This window comes from Cronobacter sp. HA18006, assembly GCF_011605445.1.
In the GTDB taxonomy this organism is placed as follows: domain Bacteria; phylum Pseudomonadota; class Gammaproteobacteria; order Enterobacterales; family Enterobacteriaceae; genus Cronobacter; species Cronobacter sakazakii.
Genome location: NZ_JAANQB010000020.1, coordinates 579,564 through 596,438, shown reverse-complemented (window position 1 = coordinate 596,438; position 16,875 = coordinate 579,564). Strand labels below are relative to the sequence as shown.

Annotated in this window: 31 protein-coding genes and 1 pseudogene; 15 read left to right on the top strand and 17 right to left on the bottom strand. The window is 50.5% G+C overall.

Features of this window, described 5'->3' with window-relative positions; all coding sequences use genetic code 11:
- Positions 1-72 precede the first annotated feature (72 nt).
- From G9X48_RS21645 to G9X48_RS11915, 17 genes are all read right to left on the bottom strand, one after another.
- Positions 73-531: a hypothetical protein gene (locus tag G9X48_RS21645; RefSeq protein ID WP_166499951.1), complete on the bottom strand. Its 459-nt coding sequence runs from the start codon at positions 529-531 to the stop codon at positions 73-75.
- Positions 528-707, bottom strand: coding sequence for a hypothetical protein (locus G9X48_RS11990; protein ID WP_110811091.1), 180 nt, complete (start codon positions 705-707; stop codon positions 528-530). Before G9X48_RS11990 ends, G9X48_RS21645 begins: the two co-directional genes overlap by 4 nt.
- Positions 707-1,207 (bottom strand): ead/Ea22-like family protein, encoded by a 501-nt coding sequence (locus G9X48_RS21285; RefSeq protein WP_208091281.1) that lies wholly within the window; start codon positions 1,205-1,207, stop codon positions 707-709. The genes G9X48_RS11990 and G9X48_RS21285 overlap by 1 nt, the downstream gene beginning before the upstream one ends.
- The gene (locus tag G9X48_RS11980; RefSeq protein WP_072011523.1) at positions 1,204-1,365 is read right to left on the bottom strand and encodes a DUF2737 family protein; all 162 of its coding nucleotides are present in this window, start codon (positions 1,363-1,365) and stop codon (positions 1,204-1,206) included. The genes G9X48_RS21285 and G9X48_RS11980 overlap by 4 nt, the downstream gene beginning before the upstream one ends.
- A 32-nt stretch (positions 1,366-1,397) precedes the next feature.
- Positions 1,398-1,595 (bottom strand): hypothetical protein, encoded by a 198-nt coding sequence (locus G9X48_RS11975; protein WP_105514301.1) that lies wholly within the window; start codon positions 1,593-1,595, stop codon positions 1,398-1,400.
- Position 1,596: 1 nt separating this feature from the next.
- The gene (locus G9X48_RS11970) at positions 1,597-2,277 is read right to left on the bottom strand and encodes a lambda exonuclease family protein (protein ID WP_166499950.1); all 681 of its coding nucleotides are present in this window, start codon (positions 2,275-2,277) and stop codon (positions 1,597-1,599) included.
- Positions 2,274-3,203 carry a recombinase RecT gene (locus tag G9X48_RS11965; protein ID WP_105514305.1) on the bottom strand — a complete coding sequence of 310 codons (930 nt, stop codon included), beginning with the start codon at positions 3,201-3,203 and terminating at the stop codon, positions 2,274-2,276. Before G9X48_RS11965 ends, G9X48_RS11970 begins: the two co-directional genes overlap by 4 nt.
- Positions 3,203-3,511: a hypothetical protein gene (locus G9X48_RS11960; protein ID WP_118929492.1), complete on the bottom strand. Its 309-nt coding sequence runs from the start codon at positions 3,509-3,511 to the stop codon at positions 3,203-3,205. The genes G9X48_RS11965 and G9X48_RS11960 overlap by 1 nt, the downstream gene beginning before the upstream one ends.
- Before the next feature lie 91 nt (positions 3,512-3,602).
- Positions 3,603-3,758: a host cell division inhibitory peptide Kil gene (locus tag G9X48_RS11955; protein ID WP_007706457.1), complete on the bottom strand. Its 156-nt coding sequence runs from the start codon at positions 3,756-3,758 to the stop codon at positions 3,603-3,605.
- Complete coding sequence (locus G9X48_RS11950) at positions 3,737-3,868, bottom strand: protease FtsH-inhibitory lysogeny factor CIII (RefSeq protein WP_029464155.1); 132 nt, start codon at positions 3,866-3,868, stop codon at positions 3,737-3,739. The genes G9X48_RS11955 and G9X48_RS11950 overlap by 22 nt, the downstream gene beginning before the upstream one ends.
- Before the next feature lie 211 nt (positions 3,869-4,079).
- The gene (locus G9X48_RS11945; protein WP_166499949.1) at positions 4,080-4,271 is read right to left on the bottom strand and encodes a hypothetical protein; all 192 of its coding nucleotides are present in this window, start codon (positions 4,269-4,271) and stop codon (positions 4,080-4,082) included.
- Positions 4,272-4,305: 34 nt separating this feature from the next.
- Positions 4,306-4,530, bottom strand: a complete 225-nt coding sequence (locus tag G9X48_RS11940) for a DUF551 domain-containing protein (RefSeq protein ID WP_080781005.1) — start codon at positions 4,528-4,530, stop codon at positions 4,306-4,308.
- The gene (locus G9X48_RS11935; protein ID WP_166499948.1) at positions 4,531-4,692 is read right to left on the bottom strand and encodes a hypothetical protein; all 162 of its coding nucleotides are present in this window, start codon (positions 4,690-4,692) and stop codon (positions 4,531-4,533) included.
- Between the two features lie 290 nt (positions 4,693-4,982).
- Positions 4,983-5,255, bottom strand: coding sequence for a hypothetical protein (locus G9X48_RS11930; RefSeq protein WP_124813664.1), 273 nt, complete (start codon positions 5,253-5,255; stop codon positions 4,983-4,985).
- 698 nt (positions 5,256-5,953) lie between these two features.
- Positions 5,954-6,706 (bottom strand): DUF1828 domain-containing protein, encoded by a 753-nt coding sequence (locus tag G9X48_RS11925; RefSeq protein WP_053294712.1) that lies wholly within the window; start codon positions 6,704-6,706, stop codon positions 5,954-5,956.
- Positions 6,703-7,260, bottom strand: a complete 558-nt coding sequence (locus G9X48_RS11920; protein ID WP_166499947.1) for a hypothetical protein — start codon at positions 7,258-7,260, stop codon at positions 6,703-6,705. The genes G9X48_RS11925 and G9X48_RS11920 overlap by 4 nt, the downstream gene beginning before the upstream one ends.
- Positions 7,261-7,299: 39 nt before the next feature.
- A complete protein-coding gene (locus tag G9X48_RS11915) occupies positions 7,300-7,947 on the bottom strand; it encodes a LexA family transcriptional regulator (RefSeq protein ID WP_001299796.1) in 648 nt (215 codons plus the stop codon).
- Between the two features lie 108 nt (positions 7,948-8,055).
- Here G9X48_RS11915 and G9X48_RS11910 point away from each other — a divergent pair, with 108 nt between their 5' ends.
- From G9X48_RS11910 to G9X48_RS11840, 15 genes and pseudogenes are all read left to right on the top strand, one after another.
- Positions 8,056-8,274 (top strand): helix-turn-helix transcriptional regulator, encoded by a 219-nt coding sequence (locus G9X48_RS11910; RefSeq protein ID WP_001033078.1) that lies wholly within the window; start codon positions 8,056-8,058, stop codon positions 8,272-8,274.
- Positions 8,275-8,392: 118 nt separating this feature from the next.
- Positions 8,393-8,671, top strand: a complete 279-nt coding sequence (locus G9X48_RS11905) for a lambda phage CII family protein (protein ID WP_044599878.1) — start codon at positions 8,393-8,395, stop codon at positions 8,669-8,671.
- 187 nt (positions 8,672-8,858) lie between these two features.
- Complete coding sequence (locus tag G9X48_RS11900; RefSeq protein ID WP_166499946.1) at positions 8,859-9,770, top strand: DNA replication protein; 912 nt, start codon at positions 8,859-8,861, stop codon at positions 9,768-9,770.
- A complete protein-coding gene (locus tag G9X48_RS11895) occupies positions 9,760-11,160 on the top strand; it encodes a DnaB-like helicase C-terminal domain-containing protein (RefSeq protein WP_166499945.1) in 1,401 nt (466 codons plus the stop codon). The genes G9X48_RS11900 and G9X48_RS11895 overlap by 11 nt, the downstream gene beginning before the upstream one ends.
- Positions 11,160-11,915, top strand: coding sequence for a hypothetical protein (locus G9X48_RS11890; protein ID WP_161582093.1), 756 nt, complete (start codon positions 11,160-11,162; stop codon positions 11,913-11,915). Before G9X48_RS11895 ends, G9X48_RS11890 begins: the two co-directional genes overlap by 1 nt.
- A 132-nt stretch (positions 11,916-12,047) precedes the next feature.
- Positions 12,048-12,260, top strand: coding sequence for a hypothetical protein (locus G9X48_RS11885; protein ID WP_118929486.1), 213 nt, complete (start codon positions 12,048-12,050; stop codon positions 12,258-12,260).
- Positions 12,241-12,681, top strand: a pseudogene (locus G9X48_RS11880) (recombination protein NinB). Before G9X48_RS11885 ends, G9X48_RS11880 begins: the two are co-directional and overlap by 20 nt.
- A complete protein-coding gene (locus tag G9X48_RS11875) occupies positions 12,678-13,253 on the top strand; it encodes a phage N-6-adenine-methyltransferase (protein WP_166499944.1) in 576 nt (191 codons plus the stop codon). Before G9X48_RS11880 ends, G9X48_RS11875 begins: the two are co-directional and overlap by 4 nt.
- A complete protein-coding gene (locus tag G9X48_RS11870; protein WP_097648249.1) occupies positions 13,229-13,405 on the top strand; it encodes a NinE family protein in 177 nt (58 codons plus the stop codon). The genes G9X48_RS11875 and G9X48_RS11870 overlap by 25 nt, the downstream gene beginning before the upstream one ends.
- Positions 13,398-13,583, top strand: coding sequence for a protein NinF (locus G9X48_RS11865; protein ID WP_029039639.1), 186 nt, complete (start codon positions 13,398-13,400; stop codon positions 13,581-13,583). Before G9X48_RS11870 ends, G9X48_RS11865 begins: the two co-directional genes overlap by 8 nt.
- Positions 13,564-13,812, top strand: a complete 249-nt coding sequence (locus tag G9X48_RS11860; protein WP_131824860.1) for a hypothetical protein — start codon at positions 13,564-13,566, stop codon at positions 13,810-13,812. Before G9X48_RS11865 ends, G9X48_RS11860 begins: the two co-directional genes overlap by 20 nt.
- The gene (locus G9X48_RS11855) at positions 13,805-14,416 is read left to right on the top strand and encodes a recombination protein NinG (RefSeq protein WP_166499943.1); all 612 of its coding nucleotides are present in this window, start codon (positions 13,805-13,807) and stop codon (positions 14,414-14,416) included. Before G9X48_RS11860 ends, G9X48_RS11855 begins: the two co-directional genes overlap by 8 nt.
- 250 nt (positions 14,417-14,666) lie before the next feature.
- On the top strand, positions 14,667-14,846 hold the full coding sequence (locus G9X48_RS11850) for a hypothetical protein (protein WP_012125414.1): 180 nt from the start codon (positions 14,667-14,669) through the stop codon (positions 14,844-14,846).
- A gap of 331 nt (positions 14,847-15,177) precedes the next feature.
- Positions 15,178-15,792, top strand: coding sequence for a hypothetical protein (locus tag G9X48_RS11845; RefSeq protein WP_166499942.1), 615 nt, complete (start codon positions 15,178-15,180; stop codon positions 15,790-15,792).
- A 492-nt stretch (positions 15,793-16,284) separates the two neighbouring features.
- Positions 16,285-16,722: an HNH endonuclease gene (locus G9X48_RS11840; protein WP_124760317.1), complete on the top strand. Its 438-nt coding sequence runs from the start codon at positions 16,285-16,287 to the stop codon at positions 16,720-16,722.
- Positions 16,723-16,875: the final 153 nt, after the last annotated feature.

Below are 16,875 nucleotides of genomic sequence, written 5' to 3'. Positions count from 1 at the left end.
AACCGGTGAAAGTTGTTAAAGATATGAAATCAAAAGGAAATTGACGCCTTCGTCAGTATTCTATATCCGACTTCACTCCTTCTTGCCCGACGGTGTGGCGAGCATGGCGGCGCGGCAGGCTTTATGAATGGCCACCATTGCGTTGTCGCTGCCTGTTGTTGGAGTACAGAAAAGTGAGTAGATTTCTTTCATCCTTTCTACATCAGGCACAACCGGCGCGGTCGGTGCGGTGTAAAACTTCGTTCCAAGAGGCATTCGCTTCATTTTGTTCAGCCCCTTAATCGCGCGGTGGGTTCCACTCCCGCCAAGGTGAACCGTGCCATCCATGACAAGCCCGTCAGGCTGGTCAACTACTTCGCCAACAGGCTCCGCCCGCTCCCGCAGCGCCAGCAGTGCTACACGCGCGATTGCTAATTCGGTCTCAAGCTCCCGCCGGACTGAATCAAACGCGCTCTGTTTAACCGAAAACTCAAGCTGCTTGACCTTCTCTGCGCAGGCTGCCGCCAGCGCTTCTTTGCTGATTTCGCTCACGCTTCACCCCCTTTACGCGATAGTTCTGCTGCCATAACCCCGGAAATCATTGAGCCGACGTGTCCTGCAATCAGCGCCCAGACAGGGACATCAATCTTGGCCGCAGCCATAGACACAGGCGTTGCCGCCAGGGCGATGAAACCAATAATCAGGTAAACTATCCAGCGCTCCGCCATCACTCACCCCCTGTCTCAAGATTGATGCCAGCCGCGCAGCGAATTGAGTCAATAATATCCTGCGCGCGCTCATCGCTTACGCCACGTCCCAGATTGTGAATCTCCGCAGCGGTGAGGCAGATTGAATCAATGACTGACTCGGGGAGCTTAAACGTCCGCGCCTCAAGCTCGGCTACGCGCTTCTCTGCGGCCTCAGCGCGTCTCTCTGCCGCAATTCGATGCTCAAGCCCTTGCCCCTGGCAGATATCTATCAGGCGCTGTTTCTCTAAAAGCTCCGCAATCTGCGCGTCCTTGGCTTCCAGCGCTGCTATCAGGCAGAGAACAGCCTTTGGGCTTGCTTCAGCAATAAACGCTGCGTCGTCTTTCAGGCAATGCTGCGCAACTGCCTCACTACCAACGCGCACCTCGTATCCGCGCGCTCCACTATGCGGCTTATACGCAGACCAATCGCCCCAGCGTGCTTTCTCAGCAGCCGCTTTCAGTTTTGCTGTGTCGGTCATGCCGCACCGCCCTGACGCAGCCAGCGGTTGAGGTATTTGTTGTTATTCACAGATCCGAAGCTGTTGCGTTTCATCAATTCTTCGCGGCTCGGCATCGGCTGAGATTTGACGCGAGCGGCCAGCTCGCTTGGTGTGATAAGCGGGTCATGTGTAATCATGGATTTTTCCTCGCGCCGTCCGTGGCGCACGATTAAACGCGACGCAGGCTAATGTGCTCGCGCTTTGCCATCTGGCGGATAGATTCGTATGAGCGGTTTAACTGGCGGGCGATAGTTTTGGGGTGGACGGTGCCAGCCAGTGATTTGATGAGGTTTAACTCTTTGGTAGTCCAGTTGCGGCCCAGCGTTTGCTGATTGCCACGACGTTTTTTGAATGGTTCTGCTGGCATCTCACCTCCATTGTTCGCCGAAGGTAAAGCCAATTTCTGCCAGCGCCATGTCCATTTTTTCGATGAACTCTGGCACCGCTTCCGTGAAGTCTTCCATGTACTTTTCATCACGCTCGACAACGACATGATGAAGTCCTTCGCGCTTCATGCGCGGGTCATAATTCGAAAAGTACCAGGCATCCTTGCCGGTTACCCACATGCTGAACTGCACCTGAGCCATGTAGGCCGACTTAATGGCTTCAAATCCGCCGATGCGGAATTTCATGAAGTCGCGAGAAGTGAAAGGGCACTTAAGCTCAAGCCCCCGGCCATCACTGCAAAGCCCGTCCGGTGAGCATGCAGTGCGCATGGTTTCGTCTTTGTAGATAATCGGCGACTCGGTTACCTGAACGCCGACAGTGAATTCAAACAGGGCTCTTGCGTCATCCTCGTATTGCTTGCCCCATGCCAGAGCCCTGGCGTTAACTTCAGGAGCTACGCCGGTACACACCTCAGCGAGAAGGGTGTGGAAGTAAGACATCTTCATGTCCGGCCATTTTTTACCTGATCGTGGCTTTGATATGACGTTATGAACATCTGATGCGGTGATAACTCCAAGGCGCAGCCTCTGCCACGCCTCATCTCCCTGTTCAACCGTGAGCACATCTATCCCTGTGCGCTCAAGGATGAGTTCTGGAGTCATGCTGCCGCCTTTTGCCTGAGGAATCCGAGCGCCTTAACGGCTTCGATTTGGGTAAGTTCAGAGGAATCGCGAATTTCGCGGCGGAATATTTTCGAACAAAGAGGCAGCAGGTCGTCATCCCACGTTTTATTCATGGCGATGAGTACATCGTTAATTTCTTTGATGGTGGCAATATCTGCCGGGGTGATATCGCGCTCAGGCTGCCTTTCAGCGGCGAAGTTAATACCTTCCTCTCCCTCGGTATTAACATAGTCAATTGCTGCATCGAGTCGCTCACGGCGCGGCCAGTATTTGGCAGCCTGCTTCACTACAGTCTTGAGCATCATCTGCTCTTCATCGGTTACCCACGGGCATTTTTTGCTGTTGTCAGTTTTGTACTTCTTCCATGCTTCAGACCGGTCACGTATTGAATAAATGTCTTCAATGCGCATGGTGTGCGTCAGATAGTCGCCATCGTCCGTTTTCACAACAACATAAGCGCCGACAACCTCTCCGCGCTGCTCTTTGGTGTCAAACTCGCTATAGATGTGAACCGGCGGCTTATCGAGACCCTCCCGGCGGAACTGGTCATTTTTACGGACGATTGCTGACTGGCACCACTTAATTGCCCCTGACTGCTGGGCAATATGCATTAGCCCCATGTAGCTTATGTCGAGGCAAATGGCTCCTTTCCGTGGAACCAGATAGGCCAGCTTCTGCGCCGGGTTAAGCGTGATGCCAATCGCCGCAACGTTCATGATCGCGCTGCGGGTACTGGTCGTGTTATTCATTGCAGTCTTGGCGAGATAGTCGTTATTGGCGAATATCTGCATCGCGAACTCTGACTCACGCTTGAAGTTTATTGAAGGTTCAGCACATACCTGTTCGAACTCAACCTTCAGTGGATTTATAAGCTCGTATACCTGATTAACAACCGGGCTTGCCATTACGCTGCCTCCCTGTGTGAATGCCGCTGCTTAAAGATGCCGATCGCGTACTCGGCGGTAACGCGCTCGGTCAGCGCATCAATCCACCAACCCTCAGAGGCGTCCTGAAACGCGATGCTATGGCCTTCGAGGTAGTTGATGGCGTCAGTTGTATGCTCATCTGCATCCGTCGCCGCCAGAGCCGAAATAAACGGGTTGGCTTTCTTAGCCAGACGCTCAACTTCATCGCTGATGCGTTCGTTATCCGTCGCGTCCAGCGCGGCGATAATTTGCTCAACTTCTTTAACATCTGTCAGGCTCAGTCTCATTGCTTCTGCTCCTGTGGTTTCGGTTGCGGTTTCATCAAATCTTTCATGAGGCGGATAAAGGCATCATCCGACCATTCGCGAACTGGAGTTGTCATTGCGGCCTCCGGTACCAGGGCATGCTCACTGCCTGCTTCATCTGCTTATTGGCCTGCAGCCACATCCCGGCATCACCCAGGAATCGGGCGATAACCGCCTTGCTCTGCGCGGCCATAAGGGCCTGATGGTTTACTGTTTGATTGCCGTACATGTCAGCTCCTTAAGCGTTTTGCAGATACCGCGCATGCGGCGGGTGATGAGGTCGAGTAGCGATTCAGAGCAGCCCACAACAGGCCACCCTGCAAAAGCGAACTGTTGCATGGTGTTATCCTTGGTTAATTGGCATAGCGAAAAGGCCGCGCTAATAAGCAGCCTTGTTGATATGCAGGCGAAAAAAAGCCCTCCGGAGAGGGCGAACAACTTCAGGGGATAATGAGGGTTTCTCCAATAACCAGAACAGGTCTTCGTCTCCTGTCTTGGTTATGATGCGGATTGCATCAGATAACCGACTCCATGAATCGGCTATCGGCTGCTAGATTTCTTCAAAGCCCCAATCCATGCGCTCCCATGCAATTTCCTTCATAACCTCATTCTTTCCTTCATCATCCGTTTTCTCCCACTCTTCATCGCTAATCCCTAAGTCATCCTCAAGGTCGACAACTTGCTCATATTTCGAATGGATGTTTGCACCGGAATCCAGCCAAACTTTAAATTTACGTCCCATTTAATTCTCCTATTCAGATGTCGGCTATCGGCTGCTATTCAGCTGGCGGGGCAGGGAGTGGCATCCAGTGGGTGACGGTCTTGAGATTCAAACCTAAACCGTCGCCGTCATCCCATGATGGCTCGTTGTTTTTGAACCAATCTCCGAAACACGCTATCTGATAGTTAGGCTCGCAAGATGTGTAATGCCCTTTAAAATCTGCAGCCAAAACGTAATCATCATTTTCCGGCATCCGCTCGCTACATTTAATCCACTCCATTCACTCCTCCTCGCCGATGGCTTTAGCTTGCGAGCATTCATCATCAATGTCGTAAATATCGTGATAGCATTCGTGGCAAAGCTCTTCATTGCCATCGCCGCTGTAAACGGCCACCGCAGCAATCCCTTTGCCGCATACGTCGCATTTGACTTCATCATCCATATCTCACCTCAGATAAGTGGCTTGCTGCCAAAACAATGAACCATCCGGAAATTCCAGATAGTTCATAATTCACTCTTCAATACTTCCAACTTGCTAATCGCCGATAGATATCCGCGCTGATAGGGCATCATCATTCCTTCGAGCTTGCCACTTCTTAACTCCTTCCTGAGCAATTGTATTGCTTGATCAATAATCTCTGCCTTAGCGTCCTTTATGGCTTGCTTGCGGGGCTTTGCTTTCTGCTTTGGCAGATTTCTCAAGCATGATGGAATGTATGTCTGATTCATCACTTACCTCGCTGTCAGTTGTTTTGATTTCCGGTAGCCTGCCGCGTAAAGAGCTACGTTTGGCAGGCAAATACTTCCACTGCGTTCATCTTCTTCCTTGCAGCGAAGGCTTCCGAGTGATGCTGCTTTATCTGCTCTGACGCAACCAGAGAGCTTCTGTTCGATTCGGCGAGCAAGAGAAGCGTCTTGCTGCGCCTGTTCAATCTTGGCGGCCCGGCGCGCTTTATAGCGGCTCTTGGCAGTGCCTTTTGCTTCTTTCCAGATGATGGTTGCCATGCTGACCTCCGGTTAAGTGGTTTAGGTACATGGCGCGCCAGATGCTTATCTTCTGGTTGCTTCTGCGAGCTGCAATTCGCGCCATCTCCAAAACCACCTGGGTTCTGGTCTCAACGGTTAGGTTGAGAGTTCATCGATGTTAAAGAGCCAGCCACTCAGTTCCTTGTTGCGTCTCAGCGTCCTGCTGATGGAAATGATAGTCACATATTGTGATTTAATGGTCAATCACAAAATGTGTAAAAATTTAAAGAGACACGATATGTGTATGATTTTTTTGTGTAAATAGTTTAGAGGGTTGGATTTCATTCCATAATCCCGCGCATGGTGTAGTGTGATATGCTGGATCGATTGAAAAGTAAGCGGTGGAGGTTATATGGATGACGAAAAGGCGGGTTTAATTCTGAATGCGATAGGACTTGCCGTGGTTGATTTGGTCGCTGCTCAGGTGCCTATAACCAAAGATAACCTTGTGGAAAGGTTGGAGCACAACAGGAGGGTTACGGGGAATGTTATAGGAAAGGGAGCTAACAGGGATGCGGCGGAACTAGTGCGGAAGGGGCAATAAAAAAGCCCGCACGGGCGGGCAGGTAGTGTTGCGATAGTTATTATTATCAGTTTCAGGCTGGATAGTTATCGGCAGAATGGCGGATAGCTTTATGGGTGGGCAATAAAAAACCCGGCGCGGTGGCCGGGTTGTATTATGCTGCAAGTCTCTTAACCCAAGTCTCTCTTTTGGAGAATGGTAGAACTTGGCTTGATTCATGGAAGAGTAAGGAGAGTTGTTGCATTTGGTCACCAATTGCTTCGCTGTCTATAACAACAAATCTGTTGTTATACTCCTCACTTGATGCTTTAAGATCAATTAGTTTCCCAAGCAATGAGTAAGCACTATTCCAGCTTCCTCCGTGTTTCACGCTTGATGTAAAAACGTATTTAGGTATGTCGGTTTTTATTGTTACAGGGACGGTAATTTGATGTCCACTCAAGCCATATACGTTTTCACGAAGAGAAAGTGCGTCTCTAAGCTCTGTGTGATATAGATAATCAATAACCATACTTTCAAACTTTTCAGCTTGAACTGGCTGATACCAGTCTAACGACAAAGTTGATGCGAGTATACCAGCTCTAATTATGTTCGATGTAATCGCACCGACATCCTTTTCTGTTGCCCAAGCAATGATTTCTCCTCGATCATTGAGCTCTGCGCCTTCTTTAAGCAGTAATTGTCGTATCTCATCAAGTCGTTTTTTGGTAAGCGAGATCCCTCTTGCCTCCATATTCATTAAGGCATCGCATCTATCACTAACTAAATACCTACCATTGACTTCACGGATAAAGGCACCGACATGCTCTCCATCATCACAGTAAGTGAATGGACTGATAATTCTCAAGGTCTTGCCTATTGGATGGCATTCGAAACCTAGTTGTGAGATCACTGTTGAGCACATCATATTCCAAACCCCATTTGCCCCGACTCATCTTCAAGTGGTAAAGGTATTCTCCCAGAGTAAGTTATGTTCAGATGTTTACAGAAGTAATTCCAATACCCTACCAGGTCATCTGGGTTTATGTCATCTTCGATTGGAAACGCTATTCTATCACTATAGCATCCAGCTTCTTCATAGTATACATGGTAGTGAGCACCGTAAATGATATCTTGGTACTTCGGATGATCGACCTTGTAACTATTCGTGTGTTTGTCAAAGTGATAGGTATCTACCGCGAAAACCCTCTTGTTATGATAGAAAGCAATAATATTTATTTTAGGGTAAGAAATCGGGTCATCAGGTTCTGAATCCTGATCTGGTTTCCATTTCAGTTCAAACTTTAGCCCTTGTATAGGTATACAATCCTCATCCAAGGGGATGATATGAGCTTGTAGCCACATATCAGAGCGACTTGGTTTCTGTTTCCATTTAACGCCAGAAAAGTTAACTATTTTTTTACAATAAAGTACTTTATCAACTTCTACTTGGCTTGGCTGATAATCATCTATTTTTGCCAATGTTTACCGCCCTGTAAATTGTAGATAAAAGTAGTTTCATCACCCAAACGTCTCTTCAGGCCACTGCGCCTTAACTACCTTGCCTATGATGCGGCAGCTATGGTCGCAATCCAGGGTTCTGTATGCCGGGTTTAAAGGCACCAGGTAACTAACCCCTGCATCCTTCTCATACTTCTTGAACGTTGCCTCTGAATCACCATTTGCAGAGGCAACGCAGAAATCCCCAGACTCTACCGGCTCGGCCGGATCAACGAGTATCAGCATACCCTCAGGAAAGCTCGGCCTTACGCCCTGCGGGGCAGTCATAGAATGGCCTTTCACCTCAAGCCAGAAAGCTTTTTCGCTGGCTTTTGTGGTTGTTGGCACCCATGCCTTTGCATCGCTGGCTGTGTAGCTTCCAACCTCCGAAAACGGCCCGGCTTGCACTGAAGAAAATAACGGGTACTCATATTGGCGAAATACAGCGTCGGAATCCTCGCCAAACATTATTTTTGCCGGAGATACGCCGAGTGCAGCCCCAAGAACCAGCGCATCATCTGCACTAACCTTTCTTGTTCCTAACTCATAGTTTCCCAGGCGTGAAGGCGCAGCCCAGCCGCAAAGCTTGGCCAATTGAGCCTGGCTAAGTCCTTTAGCTTCTCTAAGGGACTTAATCCTTTCCCCGATAATTTCATGCATCGTTTTCATCCCTTAAATGTAACACGCAACGTGATTGAACTCTGTACACGAATTGAGGTTGACTGTTAATCACAAATTGTGTGTAATGGGTGTGTGATTAATGCTAGGGAGACCGCAATGAACAAAATTGCCCAGCAGCGAAAAAAAATCGGAGTTTCGCAAGCTGTACTAGCTTCGGCAATTGGTTGGGGGCAATCCCGCATCGCCAACTATGAGCTGAATATCCGTACTCCTGGGCTTAACGATTGCCGAATGATCGTAGAAGGCCTCAGGAAGTTAGGGTGCCAATGTTCTTTGGATGATGTTTTCCCTCCATCCAGTAACAAAGCCGCCTAAGCAGTACCCGCTCTTTAACAGTTCTGGCCGCTCACCTCTAACCGGGTAAGCAAAAACCAAGTGGCAGACCCCACGGTCTGCGCACGTATCTATCTAAACAACAAAGGAAGATTAATTGATGGAACACGCAAATAAACGCAACGAGGCGTTACGCATTGAGAGCGCCTTGCTTAACAAGATCGCAATGATTGGCACAGAGAAAACAGCCGCAGCTGTCGGTGTCGATAAAGCGCAAATCAGTCGATGGAAACGCGACTGGATACCGAAGTTTTCGATGTTACTTGCCGTGCTGGAATGGGGTGTCGTGGATGACGAGATGGCCCGGCTTGCTGAGCAGGTAGCGAAGATACTGACAAATGAAAAGCCCCAAACGAGCGGCAACTCGTTCAGGGCCTAAGCAAACTGTGTTACGCCAACACAATCAACAGGAGACATTTTAATGCGAAAACGCAGGAAGTACCAGGAAAAAGAAGAGATTCGGCACCCTGAATCACCTGACGGGTTGGTTGTAGCGGCAGCCAATAACAGATCGTTCGCTGAACGGTTCATTGGTGTTTATCGACTGGCTAAGGCAGGAGTGAAGAATGGGCGTCGTTAAATTAGCAGACTACCGGCAGCAAGAACGCCGCGTAAACCAGCAGGAGGCAGCCGGTATGGGGTTTGTCTCTATACACCGCCAGTTTATGGATAGCCGACTCTACAAGGACTCTCAGGCCGTGCATCTTTGGGTGCATCTCATCCTCAAGGCAAACCATGAGGATACCGTCGTAAACACCGATGTTGGACCGGTCACCGTTGAGCGTGGGCAGATGATTACAGGTCGCCCGACACTGGTCAGCGAAACGTTCATTCCCGACAACAAAGTTAAGAGCCTCCTGCGAAGCTTTGAGGCTAAAGGGATGATTACCGTCACGTCGATGCAGAAGAAATTCAGCCTCATCACCATCGTAAAATATGACGATTTTCAGGCTCAAAATTGTCCAACGAATGTCCAAGACTTGTCCAACGCAAACACCAGTAAAAATGCGGCTCTCAGGGCTGTTTGTCCAAGCGATGTCCAACGTTTGTCCATAAACAATAATATAAATAATAACTCATTACCTAAAGGTAATGAGTATGTCGCAAACGAGCCTGAAGAACAGAATCAAAAGCCCGTCGTGCAGAAGCCAAAAATTTCCTGCGAAGAAGTCTGGCAATGCCTGAAAGATGAATTGCCAGAAGCCAGGGGGTGGAGATGCCTCACTGATGAGCGTCGTAACCTCATCCGCACCTTCTGGGGCAAGGCGAACAAGATCGCCCGCAATCTGGATGGCAAGCCTCTCGACATGGAAGGCTTCAGGGGATACCTGAAATACATCAGCGAAAACTGCCGCTGGATGCTGGAAGACCGGCCTGACCAGAAGACCGGCAGGACATGGCGTCGCATGAAATTTGACAGCTTCCTGAACTCGAAGCTCTACATCGAAGTGCGTGAGGGTGATCGCGATGACCGATGACATCAAAACCCCGCCATGTAACTACGAAGCTGAACAGGCCGTTCTCGGCTCAGTGATGGTCGCCCCGGACAGCGACAACGTCCAGAAGGTGCTCGGCTTCCTGAATGCGGACATGTTCTACAGCAGGCAGCACGGCAGAATCTTCGCAGCGTTGCAGGGACTGAACGCCAAAGGCAAGGCGCTGGATATGCTGACGCTGTCTGACGCACTGGAAATGCAGGGTGAGCTTGAACAGGTAGGCGGCTTTGCTTATCTGGCAGACATTTCCCGCAACACGCCAAGCGCCGCTAACGTCATGCACTACGCCAATGTCGTGAAGGATAAATCGACAGAGCGCATGGCAATCGAGCAGGCAACGCAGATGCTTGAGGTGCTCTACTCGCGTTCAGGGATGACGACCGCGCAGAAGCTGGAAGCCGTTCAGGCGCTGGCGATGAAGGTCGATGACAAAGCCAAAACCGGCAATCATCGCGGCCTGATGACGTTCAGGGACGCGTTCAACAAATGGACTTATCAGGTTGGTGAGCGACTTGAAGGTAACCCGTCATCGGTAGGCCTGACGTCCGGAATTGAAGCGCTGGACGAAATGCTGGAGCCCAAGCGAATCGTGCGCGGCTCTCTTTTCGTTGTCGGTGCGCGCCCAAAGATGGGAAAGACCACCGTCTACCAGAAAATGGCTATTCACTGCGCACTGGTAGAAAACCTGCCAACCCTCGCATTCAGCCTCGAAATGCCGACCGAGCAGCTGGTAGAGCGAATCATCTCGCAGCACTCCCGCGTGAAGTCGGATGTGTTTTACCAGAACGGCTACAACGAAAACCAGTTCGCCCAGGCACTCGCCATGGGTACGCAGATTGCCGACAGCAACAATCTGTACATCGATGACACGCCGGGCCTGTCTCTGGCTCACATCGTCTCCGAGTCGCGCCGCATTAAGCGCGAGCGTGGCGAGGTGGGGATGGTTCTTGTCGACTACCTGACGCTCATGGCTGCCGAGAAGGCGGATACCGAGTCTCAGGCGTACGGAATCATCACCAAAGGTCTCAAGGTACTGGCTAAAGAGCTTAACTGCGTTGTCGTGCTTCTGACGCAGCTTAACCGCGGTTCCGAGGCTCGCGCCAATAAGCGACCGCAGCCGAGCGACTCACGCTCTACCGGCCAGATTGAGCAGGACTGTGACTACTGGCTCGGTATCTATCGTGAGAATGAGGATGACGACACGGTTAATCCGGCAGAAACAGAGCTGCTTTTGCGTCTCAACCGCCACGGCAACACAGGCACCGTTTACGTTGAGCAGCGTAACGGGATTATTTACGACATCGACCAGCAAGAGGCGCGTTTCCGCAGGGAAGAGCGCGAACGCAAACCGAATAAGAAAGGGGGATTCTGATGATTCACTATCACGGAGGTCCTATAACTCCGGATACGTGCGCGCTGAAGGCGTGGAAAGGGCGGCATGCCTTCATCTCTTTCGCGCACTCCGGACAAATTAATCTTGCAGCCGAATACTGCCAGTCATTCGCTTTGGATAACGGAGCGTTCACCGCATGGAAGGCTGCTGGCAAAAACAAAATCGACTGGAGCGACTATTACGAGTTCGTGTCGCGCTGGAAGAATCACCCTGGCTTTGACTTCGCCATTATCCCTGACGTTATCGACGGCGGTGAGTCAGAGAACGAAGCGCTATTAGATGAGTGGCCGCATGGCGATTTCTTCGGCGTACCTGTCTGGCACATGAACGAAAGTGACGATCGGTTCATTCGTCTCTGCAATGAGTATCCACGGGTTGCGATCGGCAGTTGTGGTGAGTATGACGTTAAGCGACCAAATGTCGCCGTGGCGCGGATGAAAGACCTGATTCGTCATGTCACAGATGATTACGGGCAGCCTATTGCTAAGCTCCATGGCCTGCGCATGCTTAACCCGAGCATCTTCACCAAGTTGCCGCTGGCCAGCGCAGACAGCACTAACGTTGCCAGAAACATTGGCATCGATAAGGCCTGGTCTGGTGCATACGCCCCGGCATCGAAAGAGACTCGCGCCGCACTGATGGTCGAGCGCATTGAGTCACACAACAGCCCCGGATCGCTCGATTACTGTGAGCAGAGAGACCGGTTCAACATGCAGTTGCAGCTTGCTGTATAGCCGACCCAACCGAACATCACAAGGATTAACCATGAGCACTATTAGCAATGAGCGTTTAGAAGAGCTGCGGGCGATGTTGGTTCTTGTTAAGCAAGCTATCAGTGACGCCGGTCTCAAAGTTAAGGGGGAGTGATGAGGATATGGATTCCCGTCAATGGCGCACAAAATATGCCCGTAGGGAAATGGCTGGTTCAGCTTTCCGATGGGGATTTTGCAGTGGCAAAAATTCACGAAGAAGTCCAGGTAGTGGGAGGGCGTTTCCATTTTGATGCGCCGCCTGTAGTGGCTTACATGCCGCTTCCAGTACCGTATGCAGGAGTGAAAAATGAGGAAACAAACGTTTGAAATCCGCACCCCGCTAGTCCAGCAGAACGCCATCCGAGCTATCCAGCAGCTTTACCCCGACCCAGAAAGACCTCTCATCGTGACCATTCAGGAAAGGACCAGAAGCCTCGACCAAAATCGTCGGCTTTGGGCGACCCTGCGCGATGTGTCTTAACAGGTCGTCTGGCATGGCGCGAAGCTGGATAGCGAAGACTGGAAACACATCTTCACCGCAGCGCTTAAAGGTCAGCGCTCAGCGCCAGGCATCAACGGAGGCTTTGTCGTGCTCGGCCAGTCGACCTCAAAGATGCGCGTTAGCGAATTCAGCGAGCTTCTGGAGTTGATTTACGCGTTTGGTGCAGAGAGAGGCGTCAGGTGGAGCGAGGACGCTCAGGAAGCGATTGAGTGGGCTAAGCGAACAGGAAGGAAGGTGGCAGCATGACAGACAAATCAAACACGCCAGTTGAGATAAAAGACCTCTGGCAAACCCCGCCGGAAATCTACCGGGCGTTACGGAGCGAGTTCCCGTTTTTCCTTGATGCAGCTGCAAGCCAAAGTAATGCGCTTTGCACCAGGTTCATTGATGAAATGGAAAACACGCTCGAAGCGAATTGGCTTGCCAAGATGCCGATCGGAGTTGGGCGGGCTTACGCGTGGCTGAACCCGCCATACAGCGCGCCAATGCCTTTTGTTAAGAAAGCTGCGCAGGAGAATGCAGATCACAGCGTTGGCTGCGTGATGCTTTTGCCTGCTGATACCTCTGTCCAGTGGTTCAAAGAGGCTATCAGGACAGCGCATGAAGTCAGGTTTATAACTGGCGGGCGGCTCTCATTTCTGAACGCAAGCACAGGCAAGCCGGTCAATGGCAACAACAAAGGCTCAATGCTCATCATCTGGCACCCATGGCCGCGCGCTGGCGAATGCCGAATGACGACCGTTGAGCGTGATGAGCTTATGGCGTATGGCCGGAAACGCCTGGAGGCGCTGAAATGCGAAAACGAAAAAGCAGCATAGTCGCTGTAATGGAAAACTGCATATTCATCGTCCGACCCCGCCGCAAGAAGAAACCTGAATTACCTCCCTCTCAAATCCCAACGTACGCGTATACAGCCCACCTTGCTGATGTCCGGTGGTTGCGTAGCCGCGCCAGGAGGAAACATGCTTAACCCCATCCAAACCCAAACCTACGAGCAGCAGAGCATAGCCAGAGCTCTCTGCGCAGGATGCAGCAAGCAGCTGGATGCCGATGAGGTATATGCCTGCGGCGAGTGCATCAACGAATGGCTTGTGTATAGAGACCCGAATCATTTTGTGTCGGAGGGTAATGATGACGTGGCTTTATGACATTTTACTAAAACTTTCCATGTTTGCGGCAGAAAGGCTCTACAAGGAAAAGGTTGAACAAGTTGATGTTTGGCTGAAGAGCGGGCGACAGGTGTGCTTGATGACAAGGGATAGCGCCGACCAGCTAAAGCGGGTTGCCGAAAACCTCCGCGACGCCTGGACGCCACAGCAAGTTGACGAGCTGAAGGCTGCGATTAAAAAAATCAGAGAGGAGGAAGCTAATGGCTAAATCACCTCGCAGGCGCTGTAAAAACGAAGAGTGCAGAGAGTGGTTCCACCCGGCATTCGCTAACCAGTGGTGGTGTGGGCCCGAGTGTGGCGCAAAGATAGCGCTTGAGCGACGAAACAGGGAGCGAGACAAAGCACTCAAAGCAGCAGAGAAGAAACGACGAAGAGAAGAACAGCAGCAGAAAGACAGACTCAAGATTCGAAAGCTCGCCTTAAAGCCCCGCAGTTACTGGATTAAACAAGCCCAACAAGCCGTAAACGCCTTCATCAGAGAAAGAGACCGCGACCTTCCCTGCGTTTCGTGTGGAACGATGAGCGCTGCTCAATGGGACGCTGGCCATTATCGAACAACGGCCTCCGCACCACAGCTAAGGTTCGACCCTCGACAAATCTGGAAGCAATGCCAGGTATGCAATCAGCACAAGAGCGGGAATATCGTCCCATATCGTGCTGAGCTGATCCGACGCATTGGCATTGAGCAAGTCGAAGACATTGAGTCCAACCACAACCGCCACCGCTGGACTATCGAAGAGTGCAAAGCGATTAAGGCGGAGTATCAGCAGAAGCTAAAAGACCTGCGCAATTCGCGCGAGGAGGCCGCATGAGCGAAATAAGCAGAGAGGTCTGCGAGGAATATCTCGATGCGTTAGTGACGGTTGAGTTAGCCGCAAAGCTCGCGCAGAAAGACGGACGCAAAATCAACGCGGCCATACGCGCAACGGTTAGCGCTTTAATGCCACGGATTAGAGACCGGAAGGTGAAGGGAATATTCACTGGACTGGCGCGTCAGCCATTCCCAGACGGTGCACTGAAGATGTTAAGGCGACAACTCGATTCAATGGTAGGGGAGCCAGCATGACGACGGTAACAAACATCGCATTAGCTCAGCAGCGCCAGAAGGATAAGGAGATGCTTGAGGCTATCGAGTGGCAGCTCAACAACGTTCACGAGACGGAGAAGCGTCTGATGGAAATGCGTCGGGAGCTGGTAAACCGACTCGGCATCAACAAGCCAGAGGGAGGCGATGCAGCATGAGTCTATTCCAGTGTGAGAATTGCGGATGCGTTGAAAACACAGCGCTATCTTCGCAGGGGTTTGTAGGGATTTTCGAAAAATATTACGACTGGTCATATGCTCCAGAGCGAAAGGGATTGAAGCTTTGCAGCGCGTGCGGACCGGTGAAATACAGCGACGGTGAAAATACTGAGTATGGGAAATGGCATAAGGTATTCCCTCGTCAATATCTCCCGCTAGGAATGTTCGAGACCAACGAGGTAGGTAATCTCGCACATAAGGAAACAAAGAGCGATGACTATAAGCCATACATCATCAAGCAAGAAGGTAGCTGGCCTAAAGGAGAACTATTGTGAAACACACTCCGATATTCGGCATGGTCAACTTCATCGACGATGCTCACTTCCGCCGCGTATGGAAGCATCCGAAGAAAACTATAAACTCCCGTCAGAAAGCTTGGGTGCATTACATGCTTCAGGTATGGGGAAAAGTAAACGCAGGTGACGATTCGCCGGCCGGGGCTATCAACGTTATCGGACGCCTGATGATTCGCAGTCAGTGGAGCGATGATAAGGCCAAGCAAATAGAAAACGTTGTCATGCGGCTATACGAGGAAGAAGGCTTGCGGGGCGATGCTCTGTATCAGAAAGCTCGCGAGATGGTCATCCCGCAATCTTCATTCAGCAACATCATCGCTCTCGCCAAAGAATCAGATGATGCTGCGTTTGTTGAGCGCGTAATGGTTAAAACCTTTCACCGTGAAAGCCCCGTCCGCGATGTAGCTATTAAGCGATATTGCCACCGCAATTGCACGCAAGATATCGCTAAGCTGATGAGCCATGTCACCGGAATGGATGTGCAGTCATGTCGGCGTCGTGTTGTCTGGTGCGAGAACGTGCTCGATTCGGAAATATTTTTCGCAATGAGGCGTGAAATTGAGAATGAATTTCCTCAATTGGCGGCTTAAGTAATAAATATTTTCCGAAAGCATTGCAATCGCGAAATCGAAGTAGTACATTTTGTGTATGCTCGGAGCAAAAGCGAACTGAGCAGCCCAAATTGAAGTCCAGGCCACCCGGCCGCAGATAATATTTAGAGTCTGCATGCTGGCTTGGTATGGCAAAAGCCCTGAGTTAATAGCTCGGGGCTTTTTTATTGGCGAAATCCGGTAAGGGCATTAGGCAGACGGCAATCCGCGCCCCCCGAATAGCACAGATGCGAAAGGTTGATGTGGAATTGTGACGACGCTCGTCAGTGCTCTTTCCAGTTTTCGTCACGTTAGCGACTTTGCGGCATTTTAGAAACTGACCACAAAGATAAATGCAAACGATGAGCAATTCCTGGCAGTAGCCTAACGGCCAAACACCAGTGAGGTCTTCCGATTCCTCATCAAAGAATTCGGCGCATTGTTATCCCGTGATGTGATTAATAAAACGGGGTCACGAATTTCGGAGGGTGTGTGGATAAAAAGACTGCATACGACATAGCCAAAGATTTGGTAATCAATTGGTCTATTGATAAAGACGGTTACCGCTGCGCAACAGTAACCAAGAATGGTGATAGCCGCACAGTTCGCAGGCACATTCTGAATTTCTATTTAGAATATGGCTGGATTCCTGATTATGTTGATCATAAAGACAACATACCTGGTAATGATGATCCAAGTAATTTGCGGGCCGCAACAGCTTCACAAAATAGCTGTAACTCAAAAAGGCGGTCAGATAATACCAGTGGAGTTAAAGGTGTTTCTTGGGATTCATCACGGAGAAAATGGCGAGTCAGAATAGAGCTTAATGGCAAAACAAAGCTAATTGGTAGATTCAATGATATTCATGAAGCTGAGTTAGCTATTCGTGAAGCCCGCAATGAGGTTCACGGTGAGTTTGCGAGAATGTAACGCACTGGCCCGGTGTGATTAATAATGGGCGCCCACCAATGAGAGCATTACAGAACAGGTAGCGTAACCGCGTGGCGGAACAGGCAGCGTAACTGATAGTGCTTTCATTAGTGGGTAACAACGGGTATATCGCCTTAGTAAATCCCATATCGG